Raw genomic sequence first — 24880 nt, 5'->3', positions numbered from 1 at the left:
CCACTCTATACAGATCAGGGCGATTTGTTGCTGCGTGTAGCTACGATTTCCAAATTGATATTGGGAGCACGGTACATGAAAATTGGGTGGTTCTCGGATCTGAACCCCGTCGAGCGGAAAACATACTGGGCTTGCTTTGCAGGCTTCGGGCTCGACTCGATGGACTCAACTATTTTTGCGCTTGTCATACCGGCGTTGATCACCACCCTTGGAATCACGCGCCCGGAGGCCGGCTACTTGGCCACAGCGGCTCTGGTCGGTGCGGCTGTTGGCGGATGGGGTGCGGGAATCCTCGCCGATCGGTTGGGACGAGTTCGTATTTTACAGTGGACAATTGCCTGGGTGGCACTGTGGACCGCAGCATCGGCATTTGCAACTGGATTTTCGCCTCTTTTCCTGTTCCGCTTTTTGCAAGGCTTGGGGTACGGAGGTGAGGCCGCAGTCGGCGGCGTACTGATTAGTGAAGTGATCAGGCCAGCTTTGAGGGGCCGTGTGGCTTCATCCATCCAGAGCAGCTACGCTGTTGGATACGGCATCTCCGTCGGCTTGTTGCCTATCATTTCTGCTCTTTTTCCCGAGCATCTAGGATGGCGGGTCTTCTTTCTAATCGGCATCCTTCCCGCCGGATTAGTCTTCTTCATCAGGCGTCTTGTTCCCGAGTCCCGGGTTTACGTTGATGCGAAGTCCGCGAAAACGGAAGAGACGCCGTTCTGGTCGATCTTCCAGGGAATCTATTTCAGAACAACGCTCACTGCGGCGATCATGTCGACCGGTATATTCGGAGGAGCCTACACCATGATTACTTGGCTTCCGACTTATCTGAGAACCGCGCTTGGAATGACCGTGACAACAAGCGCTGGCTACCTCGCTTTGAACATTCTCGGGTCTCTGATCGGTCCACTGTTATACGGCTGGCTCTCAGATCGAATTGGCAGACGCCGCGCTTTCATGACTTTCCTCATACTCCAATCACTTAATGCCGGCATCTATCTCCTTGCCCCAATTGGCCCTGGGATCACCATCGGGCTTAGCTTCTTTCTTGGCGCTTTCCAAGGTGCGCTAGCCTCAGGCATGGTCCCGACATTTTCGGAGCTTTTCCCCACGAGCATCCGTGCAAGCGGTCAGGGCTTCTGTCTCAGCGGAGGAAGAGGATTTGGCTCCGTCGTTCCGGCGACCGTGGGAGTTATAGCCGCGTCCCTTCCACTCGGGACAGCAATGGGGATATGCGCATTGTGCTCATATGCAGTCGCGTTCATGGCAGCTATTTTTCTGCCGGAGACGCTTGGTGTCAAACTATCAGGAAACGACACTGCTTTAAGCTAAGGCAAAATGATGGTCATCTCACAAGATGTAGCTGGAAAGACAGGTTGCGATGAGAAACTTACCCACATCCAGCTTAGGCAGTTTGACATCGTCTGGCGTTACCGCTCGAACCGCTCCAGCAGATTACCTCAAAGTCGGCCAAATCCGCGAACACCTGAACACGGCGAAGCTCGCACGTGGGATGATCAACGAACACATCGCCCATCTCGAAATGATGAAGGCCTGATCAGTCGCGGCCGGAGGGGTGATCGCCCTCCGGCCCTCCGCATTCCGGAAGCAAATGTTTCATGGCGGCAGTCCTCATTATGGCACGCTCAAACGGAGTTTCGCCCTGCACAAGAAGGGCTTGCCGGGAGCTCCTTCCTCGGATTTATCACACTACGAAACCCTATCCGCTTTATATTGCCGCGTCGTTCTTCGGGCCGATGATGCTGGATCGTCCGGGAGAGGGTCTGCCTGTGACAGGCGAACTCTACAATGCGGATGACGAACGGCTGAAGCTGCGGCCGCTGCATTCGGGTTCCATCTCAGACTATCAGGACCGCCGCTTTATCCCGCCCTGGGATCGCTAACGTCTGGCCAGCGCGGAACCCTGAGGAATCTTAGGTGTTCTTTCTAGGCAAAACAGGCGGTGACAATGTCAGACGAAAACGATCGGAAAATCCAGCTCGTCGAGGAAAGCGTCACCGTCGATAAGGAGCGCGTCGTGACCGGGCGTGTTCGTGTTTCGACCTCGAGCAGCGAGGTCGAGAAACTGGCGCAGGCTACGTTGGCCGGAACGCGCGTCGAGGTCATCCGGGAACGCATCGACCGTGAAATCGGTGCCGTCCCCGAAACCAGGGTCGAAGGCGACACTACGATCATCCCGGTCGTCGAAGAGATCCGCATTCGGCAGATCGTCACGTCGGAAGATGTGTCGGTGCCTGTCACTCTGAAGAAGCAAACCGCGACCGTCGAACGCATCGACGAATAACAACGAGAGGCAATGGCTATGGCTTACACAGACAACAACAACACCGTACCGTCCCATTCCAACACCATCACGGCCTTCTACGACGACCGATCGGAAGCCGACCGGGCGATCGAAAGACTTGCCGAGGCTGGCATCCCCCGCTCGGCGATCCAGCTCATCGCAGATCGCGACGGCGACACGGCAACGACGACGCATGAGACCAAGGGCTTCTGGGCGACGCTCGGAGAATTCTTCCTCGCCGACGACGATCGCTCCACCTATGCCGAGGGCATTCGTCGGGGCGGCTACCTGCTGACTGTCTCCGGCTACCCTCTCGATCTGCACGACCGCGCGCTGGACATCCTTGATGACGATGGCAGCATCGACATTGACGAGCGCGCCAAGGCCTGGGAGTCGGAGGGCTGGTCGCGTTCGGGATCGACCGAAGCGTTCGCATCGTCGTCGTATGATCGGACCAGCGGTACGGCCCACACGTCCACAATCGAAGCTAACAACGAAGAATCCATTCCGGTCGTCGAGGAAGAGCTGCGGGTCGGCAAGCGCGACGTCAACAACGGACGCGTCCGAGTTCGCTCGTACGTTACCGAGACCCCGGTCAGCGAGAGCGTCTCTCTGCGAGATGAAAGTGTCGAAGTCACCCGCCGCACCGTCAATCGCCCACTGACGGGTGCCGAGAACGCATTCGTCGACCGTACGATTGAGGCCGAAGAGCACCGCGAGGAAGCTGTTGTGTCGAAGGACGCGCGCGTCGTCGAAGAGATCGCCCTCAAGAAGACCGCCGAACAGCGCAACGAAACGATTTCCGACTCGCTCCGCAAGACCGAAGTCGAGGTGGAAGACGAGCGCACGGGCGGCGTAAGGAATGTCGGTTCGAGCGGCATCCGCCGCGACTAAATCCAGCTAGCGGATCATAATGAGCCGTCGGGACTTTCCGGCGGCTCTAGTTTTTAGAGGTGGTTTCTCCTCATTCACGGTTAAACTTATATTAAGGGGTCAGAACAAGAGCAGTCCGAAATCGTACGCGGCCTTTATCAACCAAAGACAGCTACGGCCGATTTGATGGTGATGCCGCCATCCGGGCTTCTGCGCATCTGACGGCCGGTAGCAGCGCGGAACACTTGCAGTAATTGCAGCGCCGGCGGCACCCTCGACCAAAGGGTTTTCATGCTTTCCTTGCCGCTTCGGCTTTTTCGCAGAGCCTGTCCGGTAACAATGCGCTGGGACCAGCGGAAACCGATTTCGTGGAAATATAGGTCGGCAAGTTCTGGGCTGATGTGATGAAAAACACCTGCGATGGTTCGGCGGACCCGAGCATTGAACCCTTCAACGGAATTAACGTGGACGGCATCCCGGACATATTCACGGCTGGAGTGGTTGACTGTTTCGTGTGCGGCGAAGCTTTCGCCAATGGCCATGAATGTCTTTGCCTCGTCACTCATCAAATGCGCATGAAGCTCAACTTGTGTTGCAATTGCGCCTACGGCAGCCCGCAATGAAAGGCCGGTAACGACAGCGGCGCGGGCGTCGCCGGCGGTGGAGCCAGGGGTAACGTCTGCCGGTCGCTGCACGATCGCCATAACCGGCGTCTTCTCCGTTTTTGTCTGCCCCTTGCGGCCTCTTCCGGGCGGCGGATCATCGGGATGCTTTCTCGGTGTGCCGCCAAGATAGAAGTGGTCGACTTCCACCGTGCCGTCGAGCATGCGCTCACGCGCCACCATGAGGCGCAACGCATGGCCCATCCGCCAGGCCGTGGGCTGGCTCACCCCCAGTACCTCTGCGAGACGGACCGAGGACAGGCCTTTGTCCGACTGCAGCAACAACCACATCGCCTTGAGCCATACGCGCAAGGGAAGTTTCGTGGCGTGCAGGGGCGTGTGTGTTGTCACCGTGAACTGGAACCGGCAATCACCACTGGAGCATTGATAGAGACCCGGCCGCGCGCGGCGCTTGCCCATGTCGCGGCCAGCTATCGCGATCGAGCGTTTGTAACCACAGGCGGGGCAGACCCTGCCATCCCGCCATACCATGCCTTCCAGCAAATGGCGGCAATGCTCCTCGTCCCGGAACGCGGCGACCATGTCTTCGACTGTCCGAATATTGGAAAGTGTTGCCAGCATCATTTCAGACATAATTTACCTCCTTCGGAACTGACCGTAGAATCGCATGGAAAGCACTATATCACAACGTATTTGCTGTCTTTGGTTGATAAAGGCCGCGTACGATTTCGGACTGCTCTTGTTCCTGTGAGTTCACGCCGAAGTGCGACCTGCGTGGCTTTCAAGCTAGCTGGCATGTCGCATCTGCGCGAGCAGTTTCTTGCGGAAGACCTCAGCCGGCGTTCGGTAGCCGAGGCATTTACGCGGTGTCTGATTAAGCCGATTGCAGATCTCCATCAGATCGGCGGCGGCTACGGACAAGGGATCGACGTCTCTCGAAAGCCATTTTCGCGCTCGCCGGTTGGTATTTTCGACCGTTCCTTTTTGCCAGGGCGATTGTGGGTCACAAAACCATGTTTGCGTGCCTATGCCTGCCTGAAGGTACGGCCAGTCAGTGAATTCGGTGCCTCGGTCGAATGTCAACGATCGGCGGGCGAGGTGAGGGAGGCTCTTCAGCGCCTGGATGATGCCATCCATGACCGGGCGGGACTGGCGATCATTGTTGCGCAACAAGATCGTAAAGCGGCTCACCCGCTCAACAAGCGATGTCACATTCGCCTTGCCGAACTTCTTGCGGAACTGGATCAGATCGCATTCCCAATGCCCGAACTGCTTGCGTTCAGCAACGACATCCGGCCGGTGCAGAATGTTGAGTTCCGGACTAAAGCGTTGACTGTGCTCACGTCTTGCATGTCGTGGTCGCCGTCTGGCTCGATGCTCCGGCAGGTGACGCCACAGCTTGATGGCATGACCGTCGGCCGAGTATGCGAACTTGTAGATTGTCTCGTGACTGACAAAGATCGGATGCTGTTCCAGCCGCATGCGACCGGCGATTTGCTGGGGCGACCAACCATGCATGATCCGGTCGATCACGGACTGCCTCACATTCGCAAAGCGCGCCAGCTTCCGCAGCTTGGCCCGCCGTTCGCAAGCCATGTCATGCGCCGTGACGCAGTAATAGCCATTGAGGTCCGGGACCACCTCATCGATAAACGTATTCCGCTTGATTTCACGAAAGATCGTCGAGCGATGGCGACCGAGTGTCTCGGCGATCATCTCAATACTCTGGCCCGCCATACGCCAGCGAGCGATCTTGCGACGTTCGTCCAAGTCGATATGGGAGTAAGTGCGTTTCATTGCGCTTTCCTTGCAAACGATAAACCTTTGTTATCTATTGCAAGTCGCACTTCATCCTTGAACCCACCTCCCGCCCCAATTTTAAAGCGTAATACCAATTATGGAACTTTCACGTTATGATAACGACGTCCACAGTTAAGCCGCGTAAAGATCGAACGCTTTACATGGAGAATTAAAGGCTCAGATTGCGACGAGCCACCGCAGCCCACTCCTTCAGCGCCATAGGTCTGAAGAGCGCGACGATCGGGACCTTTGAGGAGTGCGTCTCTGTGACGGCAACTATGGAGCGACAGCAGCCAGCGCAATAATTTGACCGCTTTGATACGGCGCTACTTCTTGCTCACCACCGACAAAATCCAACAGATTACCCGCCGATCGATGGCTAATCCGCTCATCCCGTGGCGGGCGTAAGTATCCGGTGTGCGTTCTCCAGGAACATTCTGTTTATATCAGCTTGGTCCAGTCCGGCCTCACGCAAGTGATGGCTGAAATCGCCAAGGACATGGCCATATCCCCAGCCACCGTAGGATTGCAAATAGTGTTTATGGCCGACGTCCTGGGAAAGAAGCAATTTATCGCCGTAGCCCAGGCGCACAAGGGCGGCCAGCGCCCGGCAGCGTTCCCGATCCGTAGGCATCCACCAAGCTGCGGACGACGTGCGAAAATAATGAGCATTGCCACATAAATCCGATTCCACGTAACAGCCGCGGGCCATGAGGCTTTGCAGATAGTCCATTGCACCATCGAAATCGATATCAAGATGCGCCAGAGCCGTGTCGACATGTCCGAGTATGATGCGATCCGGCGCGACCCCTTCATCAAAAAGAATGTCCAAGACTTCATTCCCGCGTCTGCCCGGCGGATGAACGTGAATCGTAATCGCCAGCCCCGTCTTTCGCTGGACCCGTGCCGCCGCCCTTAGAACCTTGATTTCCTGAGGATCGATGGGATCGCCTGTACCAATTTCACCAATAATTCCAGCCCGGATTCCCGTGCCATCGATACCGTCGACAATATCCCGCATCATTTCATCTTCGATCTGCGCCAGAGACGCCGACTTGGTTGCATTCGACATGGCCGACAAGATGTAATGCCCGCAGCCGGCAACAACATGCACGCCAGTTCGTTTCGACACCTCAGCGAGCTTGGCCACATCGCGCCCGATGTCAGGTAAGGTGACATCCACGATCGTACGTCCGCCCAGCGACTTGAACACCTCGACTTCGCGCACGGCAAGTTCTACGTCATCGAGGATGCAATTGTCCCTGCTCCCGTAGGGATCCTTGTGCATGACATGCAGATTGAAAAGACTGACAGGTTCAGCGAATGCCCTTGCCGCTTCCTCGGATTCCGGCGGACGAAAATAGCAGCTCAAATCAATGAAAAGATGTTCGTGAACGATGGTCTTTCCAAGTTCACTGGCTGGCACCGGTCCCAGAACCGTCATGACCGTCGACATAGGCTTCGCTCCTCTGTGGCATTCCTTGTTGGAACCAAGAGCCGCAGAATCGCAGCCCGGAGATAAATTTGTGATTATGTTAAGCAGCCATCCCTGATGCGCGGCGTGGATCGTTCTACGTGGATCGGTCCACGTTAGTATAAGATGTATTGAGTTGCAACAGATTATGCTAACCAGCATCACCTGATGTGAGATCTCGGCCACTTAGCGATAGGACTTTCGATGAGGTCAGAACCCGACGAGCGACGTCCAACAATACGAACGGTCGCACTTGATGCCGGCGTTTCGCGGTCCGCCGTATCGAAGGTGCTTTGCAATGCCTATGGCGTTAGCCAGGAATTGCGGAGCAAGGTCATGGCCTCTATCGAGCGCCTCGATTATCGACCGCAAACATCCGCCAGAGCCATGCGCGGCAAGGCGTATACGTTAGGTGTGCTCGCTTCCGAAATACATAATCCATTTTTTGCCGACGTGTTCGTGGGCATCAGTCGAAAGCTGGCCGGCACGCAATATCAGCCGCTGCTTGGCGTCAGTCAGTCCCTGGGATCAAATGAGGCGTCGCTCATCGAGGCAATGCTGGACCGGCAGGTGGATGGATTGATCTGGATTGCACCCCGCGTTGGGAAGGATGTGCTGGAAGCGACCGCCCGCAAGATACCGACCGTGCTCGTCGCATATCACGACCCCGAAACCGTTGCCTTCGATACGGCAAACGCGGATGATGAAAAGGGAGCCCGTCTGGCCGTAGAACATCTATGCCAGCAGGGTTACAGAAAGATATCCATGGTCAACGTCCGCTGGCCGAATATCACAGGCGCGGTTCCGCACCGCCGCGAGAGAGGTTATCTCGCAGCCATGGCGAAGTACGGTTTAGACGATCACGCGCGGGTTCTGTATTCGGAAGAGAGTGCAATCGACGTCGGCCCGCTGACCGAAATCATGTTGCGGGGGCAAGACCGTCCCGATGCGGTGTTTTGCTGGAACGATTTCGCCGCACTTGAAGTTCTGAGCGAGGCCAAGCGTGCCGGCCTTGATGTCCCTCGTCAACTCGCCATCGTCGGGATCGACAACATGGCGTTTTCTAAGCTGGCGCAGAATTCCCTCTCCAGCGTGGACCAATCCGCCGAAGCCCTTGGAGAGCATGCAGCCAGCATGATATTCGAGAGAATTGACGGGCGCAAAAATCCTAGACATATCCTGCTGGAACCCCGTCTGGTCGTGCGGGGCAGTTCTGCTTGAGCCTGGTCTTTCCTTTCAAAATTTTCATTTAGATCAAGTCGCTTCGATCCATCGCCAATAGCGAGATGCGAACTGCGTTTAAAGCGGCGCTAAAGAAGCGTACCGGCTTGACATCGACGGCTCCGCGCCGTGTGACAGGCCTGTGCCGATCTTCCCGTCGGCGTCAACCAGCGCCAGTTGCTTCACGCCTATCTCATAGGCGGATGCCGACATGGCGGCACACAAAAGTGCCGCCGTTTTGATCCGATCTGCGGCCGGCGGCCAATTCTTCGCGCTGAACCATTGTTAGCGGGACGGTATCCTCAAATGGAGAGGGCCCTGAATATCAGCAGCCGTGGAGTCTCAGGAAAGAGACGCAGGGAAATCACGGCTGCGACTGCAATTTCCAATGAAGTGCCGACTTGCCGACTTGATCGGGGCCTTGCGCTGGAGGGAAACAGCAAAATTCCCTAATGATGACAGTGGGATAGAACAGTCACGAAAAAATCCCCGGTTTGGAACGGTGAGCTATTTTTCGTCAGCGCAATCCGATGGCACGGTGTTTGCGTCTTCATTTCCAGCAGACCAAACGACAGTTGTTGCTGCCAAGAACCTTGTTCACCCAATGAAACGATTTGGATTTAGAAAGGTGTGTCGCCGAATTGACCGAGATAGCAAAGCAGTCGGAACCGTCTTTGGAAAATGATCCAATATTGCTGGAAGCCGCAGGGATAACGAAGATCTATGGACGGGTGACGGTCCTCGACAATGTCAGCGTAAAATTTCGGAGCGGCGAGATACACGCGCTTCTCGGCGAGAACGGTGCTGGAAAGAGTACGCTGGTGAAAATCCTCGCTGGCGTCATCGCTCCGACATCAGGAGAAATTCGTGGGCCCGCTCACATGAATTCCGATGTCGCGATGGTTTTCCAGGAGCTTTCAGTCATCCCTCAACTCTCCGTGCTGGACAATCTGGTACTGGCGGACAATTCCGGGGGACTGTTTGTCCCGTATCGCAGAATGCGGCGGACGGCGCGCGATGTTCTGGCCATGGTCGGACTTGATGACGTCAGCTTGAGCCGACCGGTAGAAACACTGTCTCTTGCCAAGCAGCAACTCCTGGAAATTGCCCGGGGGCTGATGCGCAATGCGAAAGTGCTTGTTCTCGACGAACCCACCGCCACTTTGTCTGATGTCGAAATCCAACTTGTGTATAAGGTCGCGCGCAGATTGGCCAAAGCCGGACATTCGGTCGTGTACATCACGCACCGGCTCGGAGAAGTATTCCAGCTTGCCGATCGCGTTTCAATTCTAAGATCGGGGAAAGTCGTCGCCAGCGGACCGACCGAAAATTTCGAGATGCACGACGTCATAACCCATATGCTGGGTCACACGCAGACACCGTCCCTCAGCATCGTCGAACGTGAAGACCGCGACCTCGGAGCGCCGACGCTGGACGTCAGCGGGCTATCATTCGGCAGCAGGTTCAACGATATTTCCTTTGTTGGAAATCCGGGACGTATCCTGGCAATATTTGGTCAGGTCGGCTCTGGCGCAGACGAAGTTGCCAGGACGCTGGCTGGCTTGGCGCCGCCAAGCAGTGGAAGCGTGTCCCTGTATGGTTCGGATCTGCCGCTGCAATCCTACCGCCAGACCAAGCGTCATGGCGTCATATACGTTCCGGCCGACCGGGCAACGGAAGGTGTCTTCCTGAATGCCAGCGTTACCGACAATATAAGTTCAAGCGCACTCGGCCGCGTCAGCAAATGGCGGATCTTGCGGCGCCGGGAGGAGAAGAAACTGGCCATCGGCGAGGCCGAGAAAGTGCATTTCACCCGAACGCGGCTCGGCGAAAATGTCCAGGCCTTCAGCGGCGGCAACCAGCAAAAAGTCGCGTTGGCGCGGGCGCTCGCCTGTGCCCCGAAGCTGCTGCTTCTGTGCGAGCCAACCCGTGGCGTGGACGTAGGGGCCCGACCCGATATTTACCGGAGCCTCCGGCGACTTGCCCGCCAGGGCGTCCCCATAATCGTATCGACAAGCGACCTGCTGGAGATTCGCGAATTGGCTGACGACGTCATTACGATGTACCGCGGACGGATCATCGGCAGACACGCTGTCGGCAGGATGGATGACACCGTCCTTCTCAGCGAAATTCTTCGTGGAGCGGCGGCATGAGCGCGATTTCCCAACACGTGGCGAAGCTTGCGACTGTCCGGTTCTACCAACCGTCCGGCGCGGCTCTTGTGGCTGCGGCAACGATCGTCGTCAGCCTTCTTGCTGCCTTTTATCTCGACGGATTTGCCAGCGTTCCGAATTTTCGCGGGCTGAGCCTGTCGGTCTCATTAATCGGGATTGTCGCAGTCGGGCTCAGTCTCATCACCATTTCCGGTCAGGTGTTCTCCCTGTCGGTCAGCACTCTGGTGGCGCTCAGCACGATCTGCTTTTCCACGTTTCTGCATTTCGGAGCCATTGAAGCGATGATGATCACGATTGTCATGGCGACCTGTGTCGGTGCGATCCAGGGCTTTGTCATCGGGCGGTTCGAGGGTGATCCGATTATTGTGACGATTGCAGCGAGCGCCATGATGATTGGCATAGGGCAGCTTTGGACGGGTGGACAAACCGTTCTGGGCGTCGGCGACACCAAAATGCTGAACGCAACCTTGCTTGGCTTCTTGCCGATGGAGGCGGCCATATTTCTGGTTTTAACCCTGCTTCTTTTCTGGGTGATGCGTCATACCGTTCCCGGCCGACAGATGAAATTGCTGGGACTGAATGACAAGGCCGCACGCATTTCGGCGGTCCCGAGAACCGGGCTGATTGTCTGCGCCTTTGCAATTTCTGGTGCTACGACCGGCATGGCCGGCGCGCTGCTGGCCGCTCAATCCAACTCGGGACAACTCCAACTGGGCTCGAGTTTCGGTACCGAAGCGATTGTCGCGGTGGTGGTCGGCGGCGTCGCCATCACAGGGGGTGCCGGAACACCTGTTGGTGCTGCCATTGGCGCAATCTTCGTCGGATTGCTGGTCAATATCGCGTCTCTGGCGGGACTCGACTACTCGCTTCAAAGAGTGGTCGAAGGAGCGTTGGTGCTGACCGTCGTTGTCCTCACGGGCATCCTCTCACGTGAAAGCCGGCAACGCCGATGAGCAATTTTTCTCGCAGTTTCCAGCATATATCGCGGCAAGGATATTGGTCCGCCAGAACGGCGCTTGCCTGGGGGATCGCAAGTCTTGCGTTCATAGCCTTCTCGATCCTCGTGCCGCATTTCTTCACTTTCGGAAATATCTATTCGCTCATTCAGATCTTCTCGGTCCTGGCACTCCTGGCAACGGGGCTCGGAGTGGTCATGCTGGCCAAAGAATTCGACCTCTCGATCGTCGGCACCTTCCCTCTGGCAGGCCTTGTGGTCATCAAGTATGCCGACACGGTCGGGCTTATCGGCAGTCTTACCCTCGCGACGGCAGCGGGAGTGATTTGCGGGCTGGTCAATGGCTGGACCGTCGGTTTTCTCCGGATACCTTCCATTGCGATCACTGTTGCGACAATGATGTTGTGCATCGGGCTCGGATTTCTGGTCTCGAACAACAACTTCGTTTCGATGATGGACTACACGATAAGCCTCGAATTGACGAAGCCGATCGCTCAGGTCTTGTCCTGGCAAAGCATCGCCGAGTTGACGATCGTGGCGTTGATCATCGTGGCGGTCAAGCTCACCAGATGGGGGCGCTACCTGTACGCGACCGGCGGGGACGGCAAGAAAGCCCGTGCCTCGGGCCTTCCCGTCATCCAGACACTGATGATCGCATTTGTGATCTCCGCCGTATGCGTGACCTTGGCTGGAGCGCTGCAGGCGATATCGCTTGCTTCCAGCACCCCAGGTGCCGACTACGACAGCCTGCTCGGTGCAGCCACGGCAGTCCTCATTGGCGGAATTGCGCTGGGCGGCGGCCGAGGATCTCTTCTGGGCGCTGTCGGTGGCGCGTTTCTCTTGTCGGTGGTGACGAGTGGACTTGGTCTGGCGGGCATCTCGTCTTCGACGATCGAATTGGTCAACGGAGCGATTCTGATTGCCGTGCTGGCGCTGGATCGGCCGCTTGCGCAGTTTGTCCTTCGGCGTGCGGAAATCGTGGTGTCGGATTGAACGCCCCCAGGCTGCAATACGGAAATCACGCGAAACTCAATTCGTAACAACCAACCTGCCTGCAGACTGCACAAAGCAGATGCCGGCATGTCTTCGCGACAATCTGAACTTCAACAATAAATAGGGGAATACCAATGACCAAGCTGACAATCCTTATCCTGTCCACGGTGGCGGCGTTCGCGGCTGCGACATTCTCAAGCGGAACTCCGGCCGCAGCCGCCCAGGCGCTCGCCGGCAAGACTGTGTTCATTCTTTCGCTGACCCCAAGCTGCGATACCTGTGCCACCTTCGCGAATGTCGCGACGGATGCCCTAAAGCAGGAGGGTGCAAACGTCATTGTCGAGTACGTCGATTTCGGTCAGGCGGCTCAGCAAACGCAGCAATTCAATCGGGCGATCAGCACAAACCCGGCCGCCATCCTTCTGTGGCCTACGGACCAGACATCATTGCTGCCGGCACTTGCCAGGGCGAAGCAAACCAACCCTTCAGTGCCGATCGTCATCGGCGTTTACCCGCCTGCAACGGCAGATACGACGCTTTACTCCGCATTTTTCGGCATGGACGAAGAAGAGATGGGCGCCAGGCAAGCCGCCTCCCTTGTGGCCGGCCTCAAGTCGATCGGCAAGGCACCGGAAGGTTCTGTCCTTCACATCACCGGAGCCCTCGGCGGGTTCACGACGACCGCCCGCCAAAAAGGGTTTGCCGCCGGTCTCGCTAAAGCCGCTCCCGGCTTGAAAGTGGTGGAGACGCAGACCGCGAATTGGGATTTGAGCCAGGCACAGACGGTCGCAACGACGATGTTCTCGAAATACGCAAATGCCAACATCGTCGGCGTCTTCGCGCACTCCGATACCATGTTGCAGGGTGCGATCCTGGCGGGAGAACGCGCCGGCAAGCAGGCCGGGAAAGATTTCGTCGCCGTCGGCATTGATTGCGATCCGATCGGCTACCAGAACGTCAAGGCCGGGAAGGAATACTCGACCGTCCTGTGGAACCCGGTGTTGATGGGAAAGTTCGGCGCCGAATTGACGATCAAGGTGGCTCAAGGGATATCCGTGCCCAAGATGACAACCCTGGATACGCCTGAAATTACCAAAGAAAGCGCCGAGAAGTGCATCGGGGCCACTGTGAAGGGATAACCAACGTCGGTTGCGCAGCACTCGTGGAATCCTGGAGTATCCTGCCCGGATATCAGGCTACCACGAGGGTTGTGGCCCGGTCGTATTGCGTCCGCGCCAAAATCCACTGCAGCATCAAGGTGAGCTCTGAATGAGGATGGTTACAGAATGCCCATTACCGACCCGTCACACTATCGAGATCGGACAGAAGACTGGTCCGGTTATTTTAATCAGCGTCGCAAGGATATCATCCGAAAGATGGTCACGCCGGAGCTGATTGCCGAGCATGAGCGGAATCCGCGCGGCAACGGTGATTCCCATAGTCGTGACCTCAGTGAAGTGCTGCGATACATCCGCAACATTCCAAGCTCGGGCAAGATCTTCATCTACGCCGTAAAGCCCTTCAGGGAGTACCGCCTGGCGCGGATGGGCGGCCCGGGCATAACCACGGAGCTGATGGGCAACGAAACGTTCTCGAACGAAAATGATGCCGCCCATGCGGTATTCAGCGCCCGCCTGCAGGAGCTGGATCTTTGGACGCAAATGACTGTGAAGGATATCGTTTCGTGACCCGTCTTCCCTTGCGTGGCTACACCGACCGACCCAATGTGACGGCCGGTCAAACCATCGATTTTTTTGTTCACGACGAATATAGCCGGAATGTCACATTCCAGCTGGTCGAACTTATCCATGGCGACCCGAACCCAGATGGGCCGGGCTTTCATTCCGAGAATGTAGCAGCCGACATCAATGGTACCTACGGCTGCCATCCTCAATTCACCCAGCTGGGCGGCTTCATCGAAATTCCAGACCTTGCAAGCCAGCTCGCTGGCAGCGATGGGTTCACCCTTCATCTTTACCTGTCGCCTTCGCTGCCGCATCGGAACTCGACGGTAATAAGCCGTTGGAGCGAAGAGACAGCTATTGGCTGGAAATTGGAAGTCGTTGACGGTCGGTTGCGGTTCTGTGTCGGGGACGGTGTTAATACGAAGTTCGTTTCCGCAAAAGGGCGGCTTGCGCGTGAAGTTTGGTATGCTGTCACGGTGACATTCGATCCTGATGCCCGCATCCTGAGACTTTCTCAGCGGACCGTCATCAACGCCTACAACTCACGGCTTTCCAGAACCGTGCCGCTGGAGACGGACTGTGTGGTGGTTGAGACCTGCCCGATCGCCCCCGCAGATGCAGGCGTGAGTGTCATCATCGCGGGATCCGCGCAAGGCGCCAGCGAGCGCATTCGCGTCACCGCGCTTTTCAACGGCAAGGTCGATTCGCCGTTTGTTACGGAGAAAGCCCTGAGTGGAAAGGCCCTTTCCGAACTCGAATCCCACGGTGTCGAACCGAAGAATCTCAGAGCTCGCTGGGATTTTTCGGCTGAGATAAGCAGGCAAGGCGTTGACGCGGATTCCGTCTCTGATGTCAGTGGCAATGAACTCCATGGGACCTGCTATAACAGCCCGGACCGGGCGATGACGGGTTGGAATTGGGACGGCAGCGAGGAGCGCTTCATCCATGCGCCCCAGATGTATGGCGCGATCTGGTTTCACGAGGATTCGCTTGACGACTGTCGGTGGGATAAGGCGCTTTCGTTCGACGTGCCGGACACTCTGCCTTCGGGCGTCTACGCACTGCGCCTGAATGCGGGCGACGATCAGGATCACATCCCTTTCTTCGTGACTCCGGCCAAAGGTGGCCATCGAAAGCGCATTGCCTTTCTGGTTCCCACCTTCTCCTACATGGCTTATGCCAATAGCCAAGTCATGCAGAACGCGGACAGCATGCAGCTGACACAAGGGGCATTCGCAACGCTTGAAGATATTGACCTGGAGATGCACGAATCCCGGCCGCTGTATGGCTTTTCCGTTTACGATCTGCATGCTGACGGCAGGGGTGTCCAATACAGCTCCTGGCGCCGCCCGATCCTGAACCTTCGCCCTCACTACAAGCACGAGTTTGGCGCTTTCTGGCAGTTTCCAGCCGATCTCTACATCATCGACTGGCTCAAGCATTTCGAACGCGAATTCGACATCATCACCGACCACGATCTCAACACCGAGGGCGCGGAACTGCTCAAGCACTATGCCGTGGTTATCACGGGATCCCATCCGGAATACTATTCCGGTGCCATGCTCGACGCCTGGGAAGACTATATCTCCACAGGTGGGCGGGCCATGTATCTGGCCGCTAACGGCTTTTACTGGGTGGCGACGCTCGATCCAAGAAAACCCTGGGTCCTTGAGGTGCGAAAGGGCGAAACCGGTGACCAGGCATGGCGGGCAAGACCCGGCGAACTGTATCACAGCACGACGGGAGAAAAGGGCGGGCTCTGGCGGATGCGTGGCCGTCCGCCACAGAAGATATGGACAGTAGGCTACACCGCACACGGCGCCGATATCTCGGTGGGCTATAAACAGATGCCCGATGCCGTGACCGATGAGGCGAGCTGGATCATGAAAGGCGTCGGGCCTGACGAAGTGATCGGTAATTTTGGTCTGATCAACGGGGGCGCCAGCGGCTTGGAAATGGACCGGATGGACTATGGGTTGGGCACTCCACCGCATACCCTGCTCCTGGCTTCCTCCGTTGGCCACACGGCCAATGCCATGCTCACACCAGAAGACCAGTTCGCTCCTTATCCGGGGCAGGACGGTGTGGAGTCTCCTTTGGTCCGCGGCGACCTTGCTCTCTACACATCGAAGAATGGCGGCGCAGTGTTCAGCGTGTCCTCGATGGCTTGGGCGGGAAGTCTGTCCCATGAGAATTACCGAAATAATGTCTCGCAAATCACGCTCAATGTCCTGGAGAAGTTCGAAAATAGCGACGAGATGCTCGACATCACGTGATCACTTCCCAGCCGGCAAGTGGAGCTTTCTTTGTTGTGTGCCCTTGCCCCTTTTTGGGGCAAGGGGTTGAGCTCGCGGGTATGAATTGACCGCGAAGGCAAGGGCGCTGCGGCGCGCGTGCCCTTATGCTGGCACTATGATGTCATCAAACGACCACCGCTTCATCCGGAACGGCATCCAGCGGACCGAGCGGGAGAGATTGGAAGATCGAAATGTCCTCTTCGATTTTCTCCCCGAGCGCCAGACGCGCGGCGATTTCCCCGAACATCGGTGCAAGCTTGTACCCGTGGCCGGAGAAGCCGTACATTGTGACGAGGTTTGGGCAATCGGGATGAATATCCACGACCGGATGGCCCGACGGCGTCCAACCATCCATATAGGCGCCAACGCGCACCGGATCCGGAATTATGCCCGGCAAATAGTCTCGTATCATCCGACGCCAGCGCACGAACCATTCCGGCTCCACATTTCTATCGAGCCGATCGGGATCGTCAAAGACCCCATGCGATCCATTGCGGCCGAGTTTGACGCTGTCGCCGTTGATCATTGGCCAGCCGCAGAAATCCAGACCTCCTGACTGGCGCATGAAGATTGGAAAGACATCAGGCTGGAAAAGGGCGTCGTTCTCCGTTCGATACCAAGCCAATACGATCCGGACCAGACTGTGGTTTTGGGCCGTGCCCGGCAGGAGGCGACGGGTCCACGGGCCAGCAGAGAGAACAAGTTTGCGAACGCGCCATTCGCGGTTGTCGGAATAAACGGTGACACCTTCCTGACTGAATTCGATATCGCGAATGGGCGTATAGCGGTGCAGCACCGCGCCCAGCTTCTCGGCATGACGGGCCGCTATCATATTGGCGCGGTCGGGCCTTATATAGCCAGCCCAGCGATCCAATACCGCCACTTCCCCTGGATCGAGCGTATGGACGGGATAGCGTTGGCGGATCTGTTCGGCCGACAGTATTTCGTGGTCGAGATCGTAGTTCTCACAGGACGCAATCACATTGCGCATATAGTCGGAATCCTCCTGCGCCATCAAGAGAGCACCGATGAGGTTCAAAATCGAACTATTAGTTTCAGCCTCCAGCTCCTGCCACAACAATCGTGACCGGATCAGAAGCGTTACGTAGGCCGGTCCTTCCTTGTAAGCGGTGCGAAAAATCCGACTTTCGCCGCCCGAGGCGCTCTGGTCGTGACCGGGAGCAAGACGGTCCCAACCCAAAACGCTGACGCCGCGTTTGGCCACACGCCACGCTGTCATCGAGCCCATCGCCCCCAGTCCCAACACTCCGACATCCGCGTCAAATTTCATGACATCCCCTTCCCGCGTTCATCGTGAGACGTTTGTTCCAATATTTGCTGCATCCCGTACATCGTCTATGTCAGACGGACGCGCGGATTGACGAAGACATAGGCGATATCCGTCAAAAGGTTGGTAATCAAAAACATGGCGCCGCCAACGATGGTAACACCTATGATCGCCGGGAAATCCAATGAACGGGCGGCCGTCACAGCGTAGCTGCCGACACCAGGCCAGCCGAACACCGCTTCCGTGAGCACGGCGCCGGTAATCAGATAAGCGAAGGTGTAGCTGACGACAGTCAGGACCGGCACCAGAATGTTGCGAAACGCGTGCCTGAAAACGACGCGCAATTCACCGGCCCCCTTGGCGCGGGCCGTCAGGATAAACTCGCGCTCCATGATCTCGAGCATGTTTGCACGAACAAGGCGGGAAATCGTTCCGGCGACCGTCCAGCCAAGCACGAGCGACGGCAGAACAAGGTGGCGAAGGGCGTCTGCAAACGCTGCCAGATTCCCTGCCAGCAGCGAATCCACAGTCATGAAGCCCGTGACGAAGGGCGGCGGCGATATGCGAGGGTCAAGCCGCCCCGGTCCGGGCAATAGCTGGAAATGCACAGAGAACACGAAAAGCAGCGCTAGACCCAGCCAGAAGATCGGAACGGAAGATCCGAAGAGGGAAAACAGCCGCGCACCCTGGTCGATGGCTGAATCCCGGTAATAGGCTGCCAGCACACCGAACACGACGCCAGTCGTCGCACCAATTATCATCGCGGCGATCACAAGTTCCAACGTGGCTGGAAAGCGCGCGATCAAGTCCTGCGACACCGGCCGGCGCGTCACGAAGGAGGTGCCCATATCGCCCCTTGCCAGATTGGCCACATAAATGAAGTACCGCTCGGGTAAGCTGCGATCGAGGCCCCAGCGGGCTTTCGCCGCCGCGACGATTTCGGGATTGTTCATCTGCTGTTCGCTGACGATGGCCGTCAGTGGATCGCCTTTGGTGATGGTGGTCAGCAAAAAGGCCATCGTGATGATGCCGAGCAAGATGAAGGGCATCGCAACCCCACGCCTCAATATGTAGTTCAGCATTAGTCCCTCGCATGGAATTTTCTGACGTTCATCACTATCGCATATGCGGCCGGGTAATGACAGATTTAGCCGACATTGACCGACCGCGACCCAGGAAGGCCACGGTCGCAATTGTCAGGAAGCGCAACCATCAATCTTCGATAGAAACGTCATACAGCGGCAGGATGCAGATCGCCGAATTGCGCACACCGTGCACTTTGCTCCCATAGGTGAGCATGAGATTCGGGCTGAGCATCGGCAGAATGACGTTGTCGCTCTTGATGTTCTCGCCGATCTTGAACCAGATTTTTTCCGCGTCCGCCGGCTTCGCCTTCAGGGCTTCGGCCATCAGCTTGAGATTTTCGGGGAGGAGGTACGACGGATCACGCTCGGCGCCGCCACGTTTGTACCACAGGGTTCCCTCCGCCAGACCGAAGGTCTGGACGAACTGCGAAGTCCCGTAGAAATCCGGGGAATAATAAGCTCCGGTGAAGGGAATATGGTCGCCGCTGACACGCTGCCGCCATGCGGACATTTCGACAGGCTTGAGGTCCAGCGTGATCTTTACCTTGGCCAGATCCTGCTGGATTTTTTGCATCATGATCGACAGATCAACACCATAGACATTGAGCTGCGGATAAGTGGCGTCGAGCGTGAAACCGTCCGCCTTGCCCGCATGGGCAAGCATCGCCTTGGCCTTTTCCGGATTGTATTCCGGAATTGCATGTCCGCTGGCGCCAGGAAAGCCGATCGGGAAAGGCACGGATATAAGCTCGCCATTGCCCTCGCCAACCGTAAAGTCGATCAACGACTTGCGATCGATCGCGATGGAGATCGCTTCGCGGATCTCCATCGTCATGGGAAATGGATTGGCGACGGCGCCAGGACCGATGGCCACATAGATGAAGTTGAATGAGGGAGCCGATTCGACCTTTACATTTGGTGAGGTGAGCGTCTTTGCAGTCTCGGCATCGACCTGCATGGCGATATCGACCTGGCCGCTTTGAAGCAGCTGCGCCTGCGCAACCGTATCGCCGACCTGGCGCATGATCACCTCGTCCACATTTGCAGGTTTGCGCCAGTAGTGCTCATTGCGCTTGAGCCTGAGTTCCGAGCCTGGTTCATAGGATTCGAGCACGAAGGGCCCGGCGCCGGCCGAATGCGAGAAGAACCATGGTTCGCTCGAATCCGACTTTGCCGCGTCGGGACCCGCATTGGCCTTGCCTTCCGTTTCGGCGACACGACGATTGATGACACCGAAATAGGTCGCTGTAAGGACGTTGAGGAATTCCGAATTGGGTGCTTTCGTCTTTACGATGACGGTCGCCGGATCAGGGGCGTCCACCGAAGCAATGGCTTCTGCCAGTTCGGCGGCGTTTCCCTTAATATTCTGCAGTCTTTCCCAGGACCATTTAACGTCTTTTGCCTCGACCTTCGAACCGTCGGAGAAGGTAGCCTTCGGATTGATCTTGAAGGTGAATGTCGTGAGATCATTGCTGACTTGCCAGCTCTCGGCGATTACCGGCACCAGCTTATTGTTTGCGTCGAGAGTCAGGAGGCCCTCGTAGACGGCATTGTTGTAAATGATGCATGACTCACACCATGCGCGATGCAGATCCAGCGAGTTCATGTCCATATCGCGCGCGATCACAAGCGATTTGGCCGATGCAGGAACTGCCCCGAGGGTCGCCCCGAACAGCGCCGCGGCGGTGGCAAGACCGCCAACCGATAATTTCGATAGTCGCAGATAAGGCAAGTTCCAGATTTCCTTCATCATTTTCCCCTTCTTTTCTTTGAATCTTTCGTTCGGCATTGGGTGTAACCCGCATCAGGCTTGGTCCTTCAAGAACCTGCGCAATGAACAGCAACGAAACTGCAATGGTTGTGCCACTCCATGGCGGGCTGGGATTCCAGCTGTCGCGCCCCAAAGACGCGCGGTCTTGCCCTGACAAGTCTCGATTGCAGAATTCCAGTCTCACTTTTGCGACTGGTTTGTGCCGCTCCGAAGCAAACCTCATCATAGGGGTAAGTAAATCAAGCACGTGCGCATACCGAGCGATGAAGTGCGGCGAGCAGAGCGTTTGACCTAGGATCTCCAGCTTCAGACCTCATGAGGGTGTTCGTGACATAGGAGAATCCCGTTTTAAGCTCCGGCCAGGCTCCGTGCATGGAGCCACCCGCCCCATCATGACCGAAGGCAATTTCCGGCTCTCCAAAAATGCGAGATTTCGTCTGCAGCTGAAACCCAACGCCGTAGGCAAGCTGCTGGCCGAGATACGGCTCGACGCCAATGATCAGGCGTTGCCTGCCCTTTTCTATCGTGATGGCTTGCAAGATACGCGTTCCGTCTATGTCTCCACCCCGGGCCAGGCATCCATAGAGCTTAGCGACAGCCCGCACAGACGCGACGCCATTGCCGGCCGGTATTTCCGCCGCCCGCCAGGACCTTGTATTTGCGGGCATGGGATCCACCGAAAATCGGCGGGGGTTCTCCCAAATCGACCAGGCGACGCGATCGCTTGCCGATGACGCCTGCGTATCAATACCGAAGCCCGGGCCGCGTTCAAGCACAGCCACCCGGCTCTCCTGGTCCAGGGGAAGACCTATCCAGGCATCAAGGCTCAGGGGACGGGCGACGTCATCTGCAAAAAGCCGGCCGATGCTGCGACCATCGATGCGGCGAACGAGCTCACCGCAGAGCCAGCCGAACGTCAGCGCGTGATACTGCAATTTCGTTCCAGGTTTGCAGATCGGCACCTGGTCGGCCAGCAATTGCGCCATGCGAACGTCATCCGTCGCCTCCTCCGCCGTCACCGGCGTCGTAAGTCCCGGCAATCCGGCCTGATGCGAAACAAGATGCCGAACGAGGATCCAATCCTTACCATGAGCTGCGAACTCCGGCCAATAGGTGCAGACCGGCAGATCGAGGTCCAGCTGACCGCGTTCGAGCAGCAAAAGCAGGCACGTCGCCACAAGTCCTTTGGTCCCCGAAAAAATTCCCGCTATCGTGTCGGCATCCCAAGCGCGGCGGTCGCCGCGATCGGCCGAGCCGGCCCAGATGTCGATCACCGGCTTGCCATCGACAACCGCGGCGAAAGCAGCGCCATGATCGCCGCGCTGCTGGAAATTGGCCCGGAACGCCTCAGCCACCGTCTCGTAGCCGCTTTGGACAAAGCCCTGAAGTCGATCATCCCGATCAAAGTCCATCTATATTTCGCCCATCATCACGCGCTCCTTCGTCAATTTGCAAACATGCCTTCCATCGGCGCGGGAAAATGGCAGGCGGCGAAGTGGCCAGCCTCGATTTCGACGAGCGGCGGCTTCAGCTGAGCGCATAAATCCTGCGCCTTGAAACAGCGGGTGCGAAACGGACAACCCGACGGTGGATTGATCGGGCTGGGAACTTCACCCTTCAAAAGAATCTGGTTGCGGCTGCGCTCGAGATCGGGATCGGCAACCGGCACGGCGGACATCAAGGCCTGGGAGTAAGGATGCAACGGCCGCCCATACAGTATCTCGGTAGGAGCGACCTCCACGAAGCGGCCGAGATACATGACGGCAACGGTATGGGATATATGGCGGACCACCGACAAGTCGTGCGCAACGAAAACATATGCCGTCCCCATCTTCTCCTGGATCTCCTTCAGCAGGTTGAGAACGCCGGCCTGGACCGAGACATCCAGCGCCGAAACCGGCTCATCGAGCACAAGTATCTCCGGCTTCAGCGCAAGAGCGCGGGCTATGACGACGCGCTGTCGCTGACCACCGGAAAGTTGATGCGGATAACGCTTGCCATGGGCTGCGTTGAGACTGACCAGATCAAGCATTTCCTCCACCCGCTCGCGCCGCTGCAGACGATTCATCGCTGTTATGCGCAAAGGCTCGGCGATGCTGTCTTCAATCAGCATGCGCGGATGCAGCGAACCATAGGGGTCCTGGAAAACCAGCTGCAGATGCTGGCGCATGTCCCGCATCGCCTTGGCATCGAGTGAAAGGACATCGGTTCCGTTGACATACACGCTTCCCGAGGTGGGCTCGATGAGCCGCAGCAGGCTGCGTCCAAGCGTCGACTTGCCGCACCCGGACTCGCCCACCAGGCCAAGTGTCCTGCCACGCTCCAGATCAAAGGAGACATCATCGACGGCCTTGAGCTCGGCGATTTCGCGCCGGATCAAGATACCGCCCGTTACAGGAAAGACTTTTGACAAATTTCTGACCGACAGTGCGACATTTCCATCTCGCAATGCCTCCCCGGGGCCTACGATTTCAGACCGACTCGGCCGCTCCGCTTCACCGTGACGACGACCCTGCCAAGGCGGCAAGCTGTCAGCAAAGTGACAAGCCGCGCGATGCTGGCCGATGACGACGGTTGGCGGATCGAGTTTTCGACAGATGTCCTGCGCAAAGCTGCAGCGCGGATGGAACGCACAGCCTTCCGCAAAGGCGCCAAGCGCCGGCGGCGCGCCGGGAATGGAATAAAGCTTCGAACTGTTCGATGTGAGTGTGGGGATCGAAGCAATGAGGCCTCGGGTATAGGGATGGCGAGGATTGGCGAAAAGCTCCCGCACCGCGGCTTCTTCTACCACTTGCCCTGCATAGATCACAACAACACGGTCAGCGTGACCGGCGACCACGCCGAGGTCGTGGGTGATGAGAATGAGTGCCAGACCCAATCTGTCCTTCAACTCCCGCAGCATCTGCATGATCTGCGCCTGGACGGTGACATCAAGCGCCGTCGTCGGCTCGTCGGCGACAAGAAGCTCGGGATTGTTCGCCACCGCCATCGCAATCATCACGCGCTGGCGCATGCCGCCCGAAAACTCATGCGGATATTGGCTGAGACGGCGTTCGGGTTCGGGGATGGCAACGAGTCGCAGCAACTCCAGCACCCGCTCGGTCGCCATCGCCTGGCTCAGTCCGCGGCGATGCAGGAACAGCATTTCACGAATCTGGTCGCCAACCTTCATGACCGGATTGAGAGAAGACAGAGGATCTTGAAAGATCATTCCGATTTGGCCGCCGCGCAATGCCCGCAGGTTCTTGCGCGGCAGTCCCACCAATTGCTGCTTCTTGAACAGAACGGAGCCACCGACGGTCGCGTTGCGCGCCTGCAGGCCGAGCGCGGCCAGCATGCTCAGCGATTTTCCCGATCCCGATTCTCCCACGACGCCGAGCACCTCGCCTCGCGACAGGTGAAGGTCGATGCCTCGGACGGCCTCCAGGTGTCCATTTCGCGTCGAGAAGCCGACCTGAAGATTGCTGATCTGCAGAAGTGGTTCATGGGCTGCTGCAAGGATATTCCTCATAGGCAGGTTCATTTCGACGACCTCGGGTCAAGATAGTCACGCAGACCATCGCCAATGAAATTGAACCCGAGCACGGCGGTAAGAATGGCCATTCCAGGTCCAAAAGCGATCCACCAGTCGTAGAAATAGGTGGCGCCGTCGGTAATCATCGCGCCCCATTCCGGGGTCGGCGGCATCGCGCCAAGACCGATGAAGCTCAGTGACGCGGCAAGCAGCATGACCTGCCCGAGGTCCATGGTTGCGCTGATGAGAACCGGCATCCAGCACAGCGGCAAAATATGCTTTGTCAGAATGCGGAAATGGCTGGCACCGGCCGCCACAGCGGCCTCAACATGTTCGCGCTCCCGAACTTCGAGCACCTGAGCGCGCACCAGCCGCGCGTAGACGGGCCACCAGACCACGACCATGGCGATGGCGGCATTGCCCAATCCCGGCCCGAGCGACGCTGCGACCGCCATGGCCAGCAGGATCGGCGGGAAGGACAAGGTGATGTCCACCAGCCGCATGATTGCCGCGCCGACAAGCCCGCCCTTGTAGCCGGCGATCGAGCCGGCAGCAGCGCCAATCACAACTGCACTGATGACCACGATCAACGCAATCGGCAGAGAGTGCTGCGCGCCGTACATCGTGCGGCTGAACACGTCACGACCAAGGGCGTCGGTACCCAAGTAGTGCAAGGCACTCGGGGCCTGAAGACGACGCCCGACAATGAGAAGTGGATCATAGGCCGACAAGGCCTGCGGAAAGACCATTGCGAACAGCCAAAACAGAACGACGAGGCCACCCACGATAAAAGCAGGTGAGGCCCAGGACGGAAACCGCAAGCGCACTAAC

General features: G+C 57.5%; 19 protein-coding genes and 1 pseudogene. 11 read left to right on the top strand and 9 right to left on the bottom strand.

The features are described from left to right. The first annotated feature begins 75 nt into the window (after positions 1-75). The 3 genes from AVCG78_RS24590 (at position 76) to AVCG78_RS24580 (ending at position 3190) form a co-directional block, all read left to right on the top strand. The gene (locus AVCG78_RS24590; protein WP_071584646.1) at positions 76-1323 is read left to right on the top strand and encodes an MFS transporter; all 1248 of its coding nucleotides are present in this window, start codon (positions 76-78) and stop codon (positions 1321-1323) included. Between the two features lie 637 nt (positions 1324-1960). Continuing rightward, positions 1961-2296 carry a DUF2382 domain-containing protein gene (locus AVCG78_RS24585; RefSeq protein WP_071584645.1) on the top strand — a complete coding sequence of 112 codons (336 nt, stop codon included), beginning with the start codon at positions 1961-1963 and terminating at the stop codon, positions 2294-2296. A gap of 18 nt (positions 2297-2314) precedes the next feature. Then, positions 2315-3190, top strand: a complete 876-nt coding sequence (locus AVCG78_RS24580; RefSeq protein ID WP_071584644.1) for a YsnF/AvaK domain-containing protein — start codon at positions 2315-2317, stop codon at positions 3188-3190. Between the two features lie 137 nt (positions 3191-3327). Here AVCG78_RS24580 and AVCG78_RS24575 read toward each other — a convergent pair whose 3' ends face one another. From AVCG78_RS24575 to AVCG78_RS24565, 3 genes are all read right to left on the bottom strand, one after another. Next, positions 3328-4425: an IS1595 family transposase gene (locus tag AVCG78_RS24575; protein ID WP_071584643.1), complete on the bottom strand. Its 1098-nt coding sequence runs from the start codon at positions 4423-4425 to the stop codon at positions 3328-3330. Between the two features lie 153 nt (positions 4426-4578). Continuing rightward, positions 4579-5589, bottom strand: coding sequence for an IS30 family transposase (locus tag AVCG78_RS24570; RefSeq protein WP_156620490.1), 1011 nt, complete (start codon positions 5587-5589; stop codon positions 4579-4581). Positions 5590-5980: 391 nt separating this feature from the next. After that, positions 5981-7048 carry a phosphotriesterase family protein gene (locus AVCG78_RS24565; protein WP_071585069.1) on the bottom strand — a complete coding sequence of 356 codons (1068 nt, stop codon included), beginning with the start codon at positions 7046-7048 and terminating at the stop codon, positions 5981-5983. A gap of 222 nt (positions 7049-7270) precedes the next feature. On the opposite strand from AVCG78_RS24565, the pseudogene AVCG78_RS27390 reads away from it, so the two are divergent. The 8 genes and pseudogenes from AVCG78_RS27390 to AVCG78_RS24530 all read left to right on the top strand — a co-directional run. Beyond that, positions 7271-7378, top strand: a pseudogene (locus tag AVCG78_RS27390) (hypothetical protein); the annotation flags it as partial. Positions 7379-7402: 24 nt separating this feature from the next. Further along, entirely contained in the window at positions 7403-8287 is an 885-nt protein-coding gene (locus tag AVCG78_RS24560; protein WP_234617966.1) for a LacI family DNA-binding transcriptional regulator, read from the top strand. Positions 8288-8961: 674 nt separating this feature from the next. Beyond that, positions 8962-10440, top strand: a complete 1479-nt coding sequence (locus AVCG78_RS24555; protein WP_174083660.1) for a sugar ABC transporter ATP-binding protein — start codon at positions 8962-8964, stop codon at positions 10438-10440. Beyond that, positions 10437-11414, top strand: coding sequence for an ABC transporter permease (locus tag AVCG78_RS24550; RefSeq protein WP_071585067.1), 978 nt, complete (start codon positions 10437-10439; stop codon positions 11412-11414). The genes AVCG78_RS24555 and AVCG78_RS24550 overlap by 4 nt, the downstream gene beginning before the upstream one ends. Before the next feature lie 200 nt (positions 11415-11614). Then, positions 11615-12409, top strand: coding sequence for an ABC transporter permease (locus AVCG78_RS24545; RefSeq protein ID WP_409065506.1), 795 nt, complete (start codon positions 11615-11617; stop codon positions 12407-12409). A 134-nt stretch (positions 12410-12543) separates the two neighbouring features. Beyond that, positions 12544-13548 (top strand): sugar ABC transporter substrate-binding protein, encoded by a 1005-nt coding sequence (locus AVCG78_RS24540; RefSeq protein WP_071585065.1) that lies wholly within the window; start codon positions 12544-12546, stop codon positions 13546-13548. Positions 13549-13695: 147 nt separating this feature from the next. Then, positions 13696-14097 carry a hypothetical protein gene (locus AVCG78_RS24535; protein WP_071585064.1) on the top strand — a complete coding sequence of 134 codons (402 nt, stop codon included), beginning with the start codon at positions 13696-13698 and terminating at the stop codon, positions 14095-14097. Beyond that, positions 14094-16370, top strand: coding sequence for a N,N-dimethylformamidase beta subunit family domain-containing protein (locus AVCG78_RS24530; protein WP_071585063.1), 2277 nt, complete (start codon positions 14094-14096; stop codon positions 16368-16370). Before AVCG78_RS24535 ends, AVCG78_RS24530 begins: the two co-directional genes overlap by 4 nt. A gap of 145 nt (positions 16371-16515) precedes the next feature. Here the strand turns inward: AVCG78_RS24530 and solA are convergent, their stop codons facing one another. The 6 genes from solA to AVCG78_RS24500 all read right to left on the bottom strand — a co-directional run bounded on the left by solA (position 16516) and on the right by AVCG78_RS24500 (position 24876). Further along, entirely contained in the window at positions 16516-17682 is a 1167-nt protein-coding gene (gene solA, locus AVCG78_RS24525; RefSeq protein WP_071585062.1) for an N-methyl-L-tryptophan oxidase, read from the bottom strand. Positions 17683-17747: 65 nt separating this feature from the next. Beyond that, the gene (locus AVCG78_RS24520; protein WP_071585061.1) at positions 17748-18761 is read right to left on the bottom strand and encodes an ABC transporter permease; all 1014 of its coding nucleotides are present in this window, start codon (positions 18759-18761) and stop codon (positions 17748-17750) included. Positions 18762-18891: 130 nt separating this feature from the next. Continuing rightward, positions 18892-20517 carry an ABC transporter substrate-binding protein gene (locus tag AVCG78_RS24515; RefSeq protein WP_234617967.1) on the bottom strand — a complete coding sequence of 542 codons (1626 nt, stop codon included), beginning with the start codon at positions 20515-20517 and terminating at the stop codon, positions 18892-18894. A 257-nt stretch (positions 20518-20774) separates the two neighbouring features. After that, a complete protein-coding gene (locus AVCG78_RS24510) occupies positions 20775-21947 on the bottom strand; it encodes a serine hydrolase domain-containing protein (protein WP_156600294.1) in 1173 nt (390 codons plus the stop codon). Between the two features lie 32 nt (positions 21948-21979). Continuing rightward, entirely contained in the window at positions 21980-24046 is a 2067-nt protein-coding gene (locus tag AVCG78_RS24505; RefSeq protein ID WP_071585059.1) for an ABC transporter ATP-binding protein, read from the bottom strand. An 8-nt stretch (positions 24047-24054) separates the two neighbouring features. Further along, positions 24055-24876 carry an ABC transporter permease gene (locus AVCG78_RS24500; RefSeq protein ID WP_234617968.1) on the bottom strand — a complete coding sequence of 274 codons (822 nt, stop codon included), beginning with the start codon at positions 24874-24876 and terminating at the stop codon, positions 24055-24057. Positions 24877-24880: the final 4 nt, after the last annotated feature.

This window comes from Gillisella vitis (assembly GCF_021559775.1).
In the GTDB taxonomy this organism is placed as follows: domain Bacteria; phylum Pseudomonadota; class Alphaproteobacteria; order Rhizobiales; family Rhizobiaceae; genus Allorhizobium; species Allorhizobium ampelinum.
Note: the sequence above shows the minus strand (reverse complement) of the source record. Positions and strands in the feature narration are given on the sequence as shown.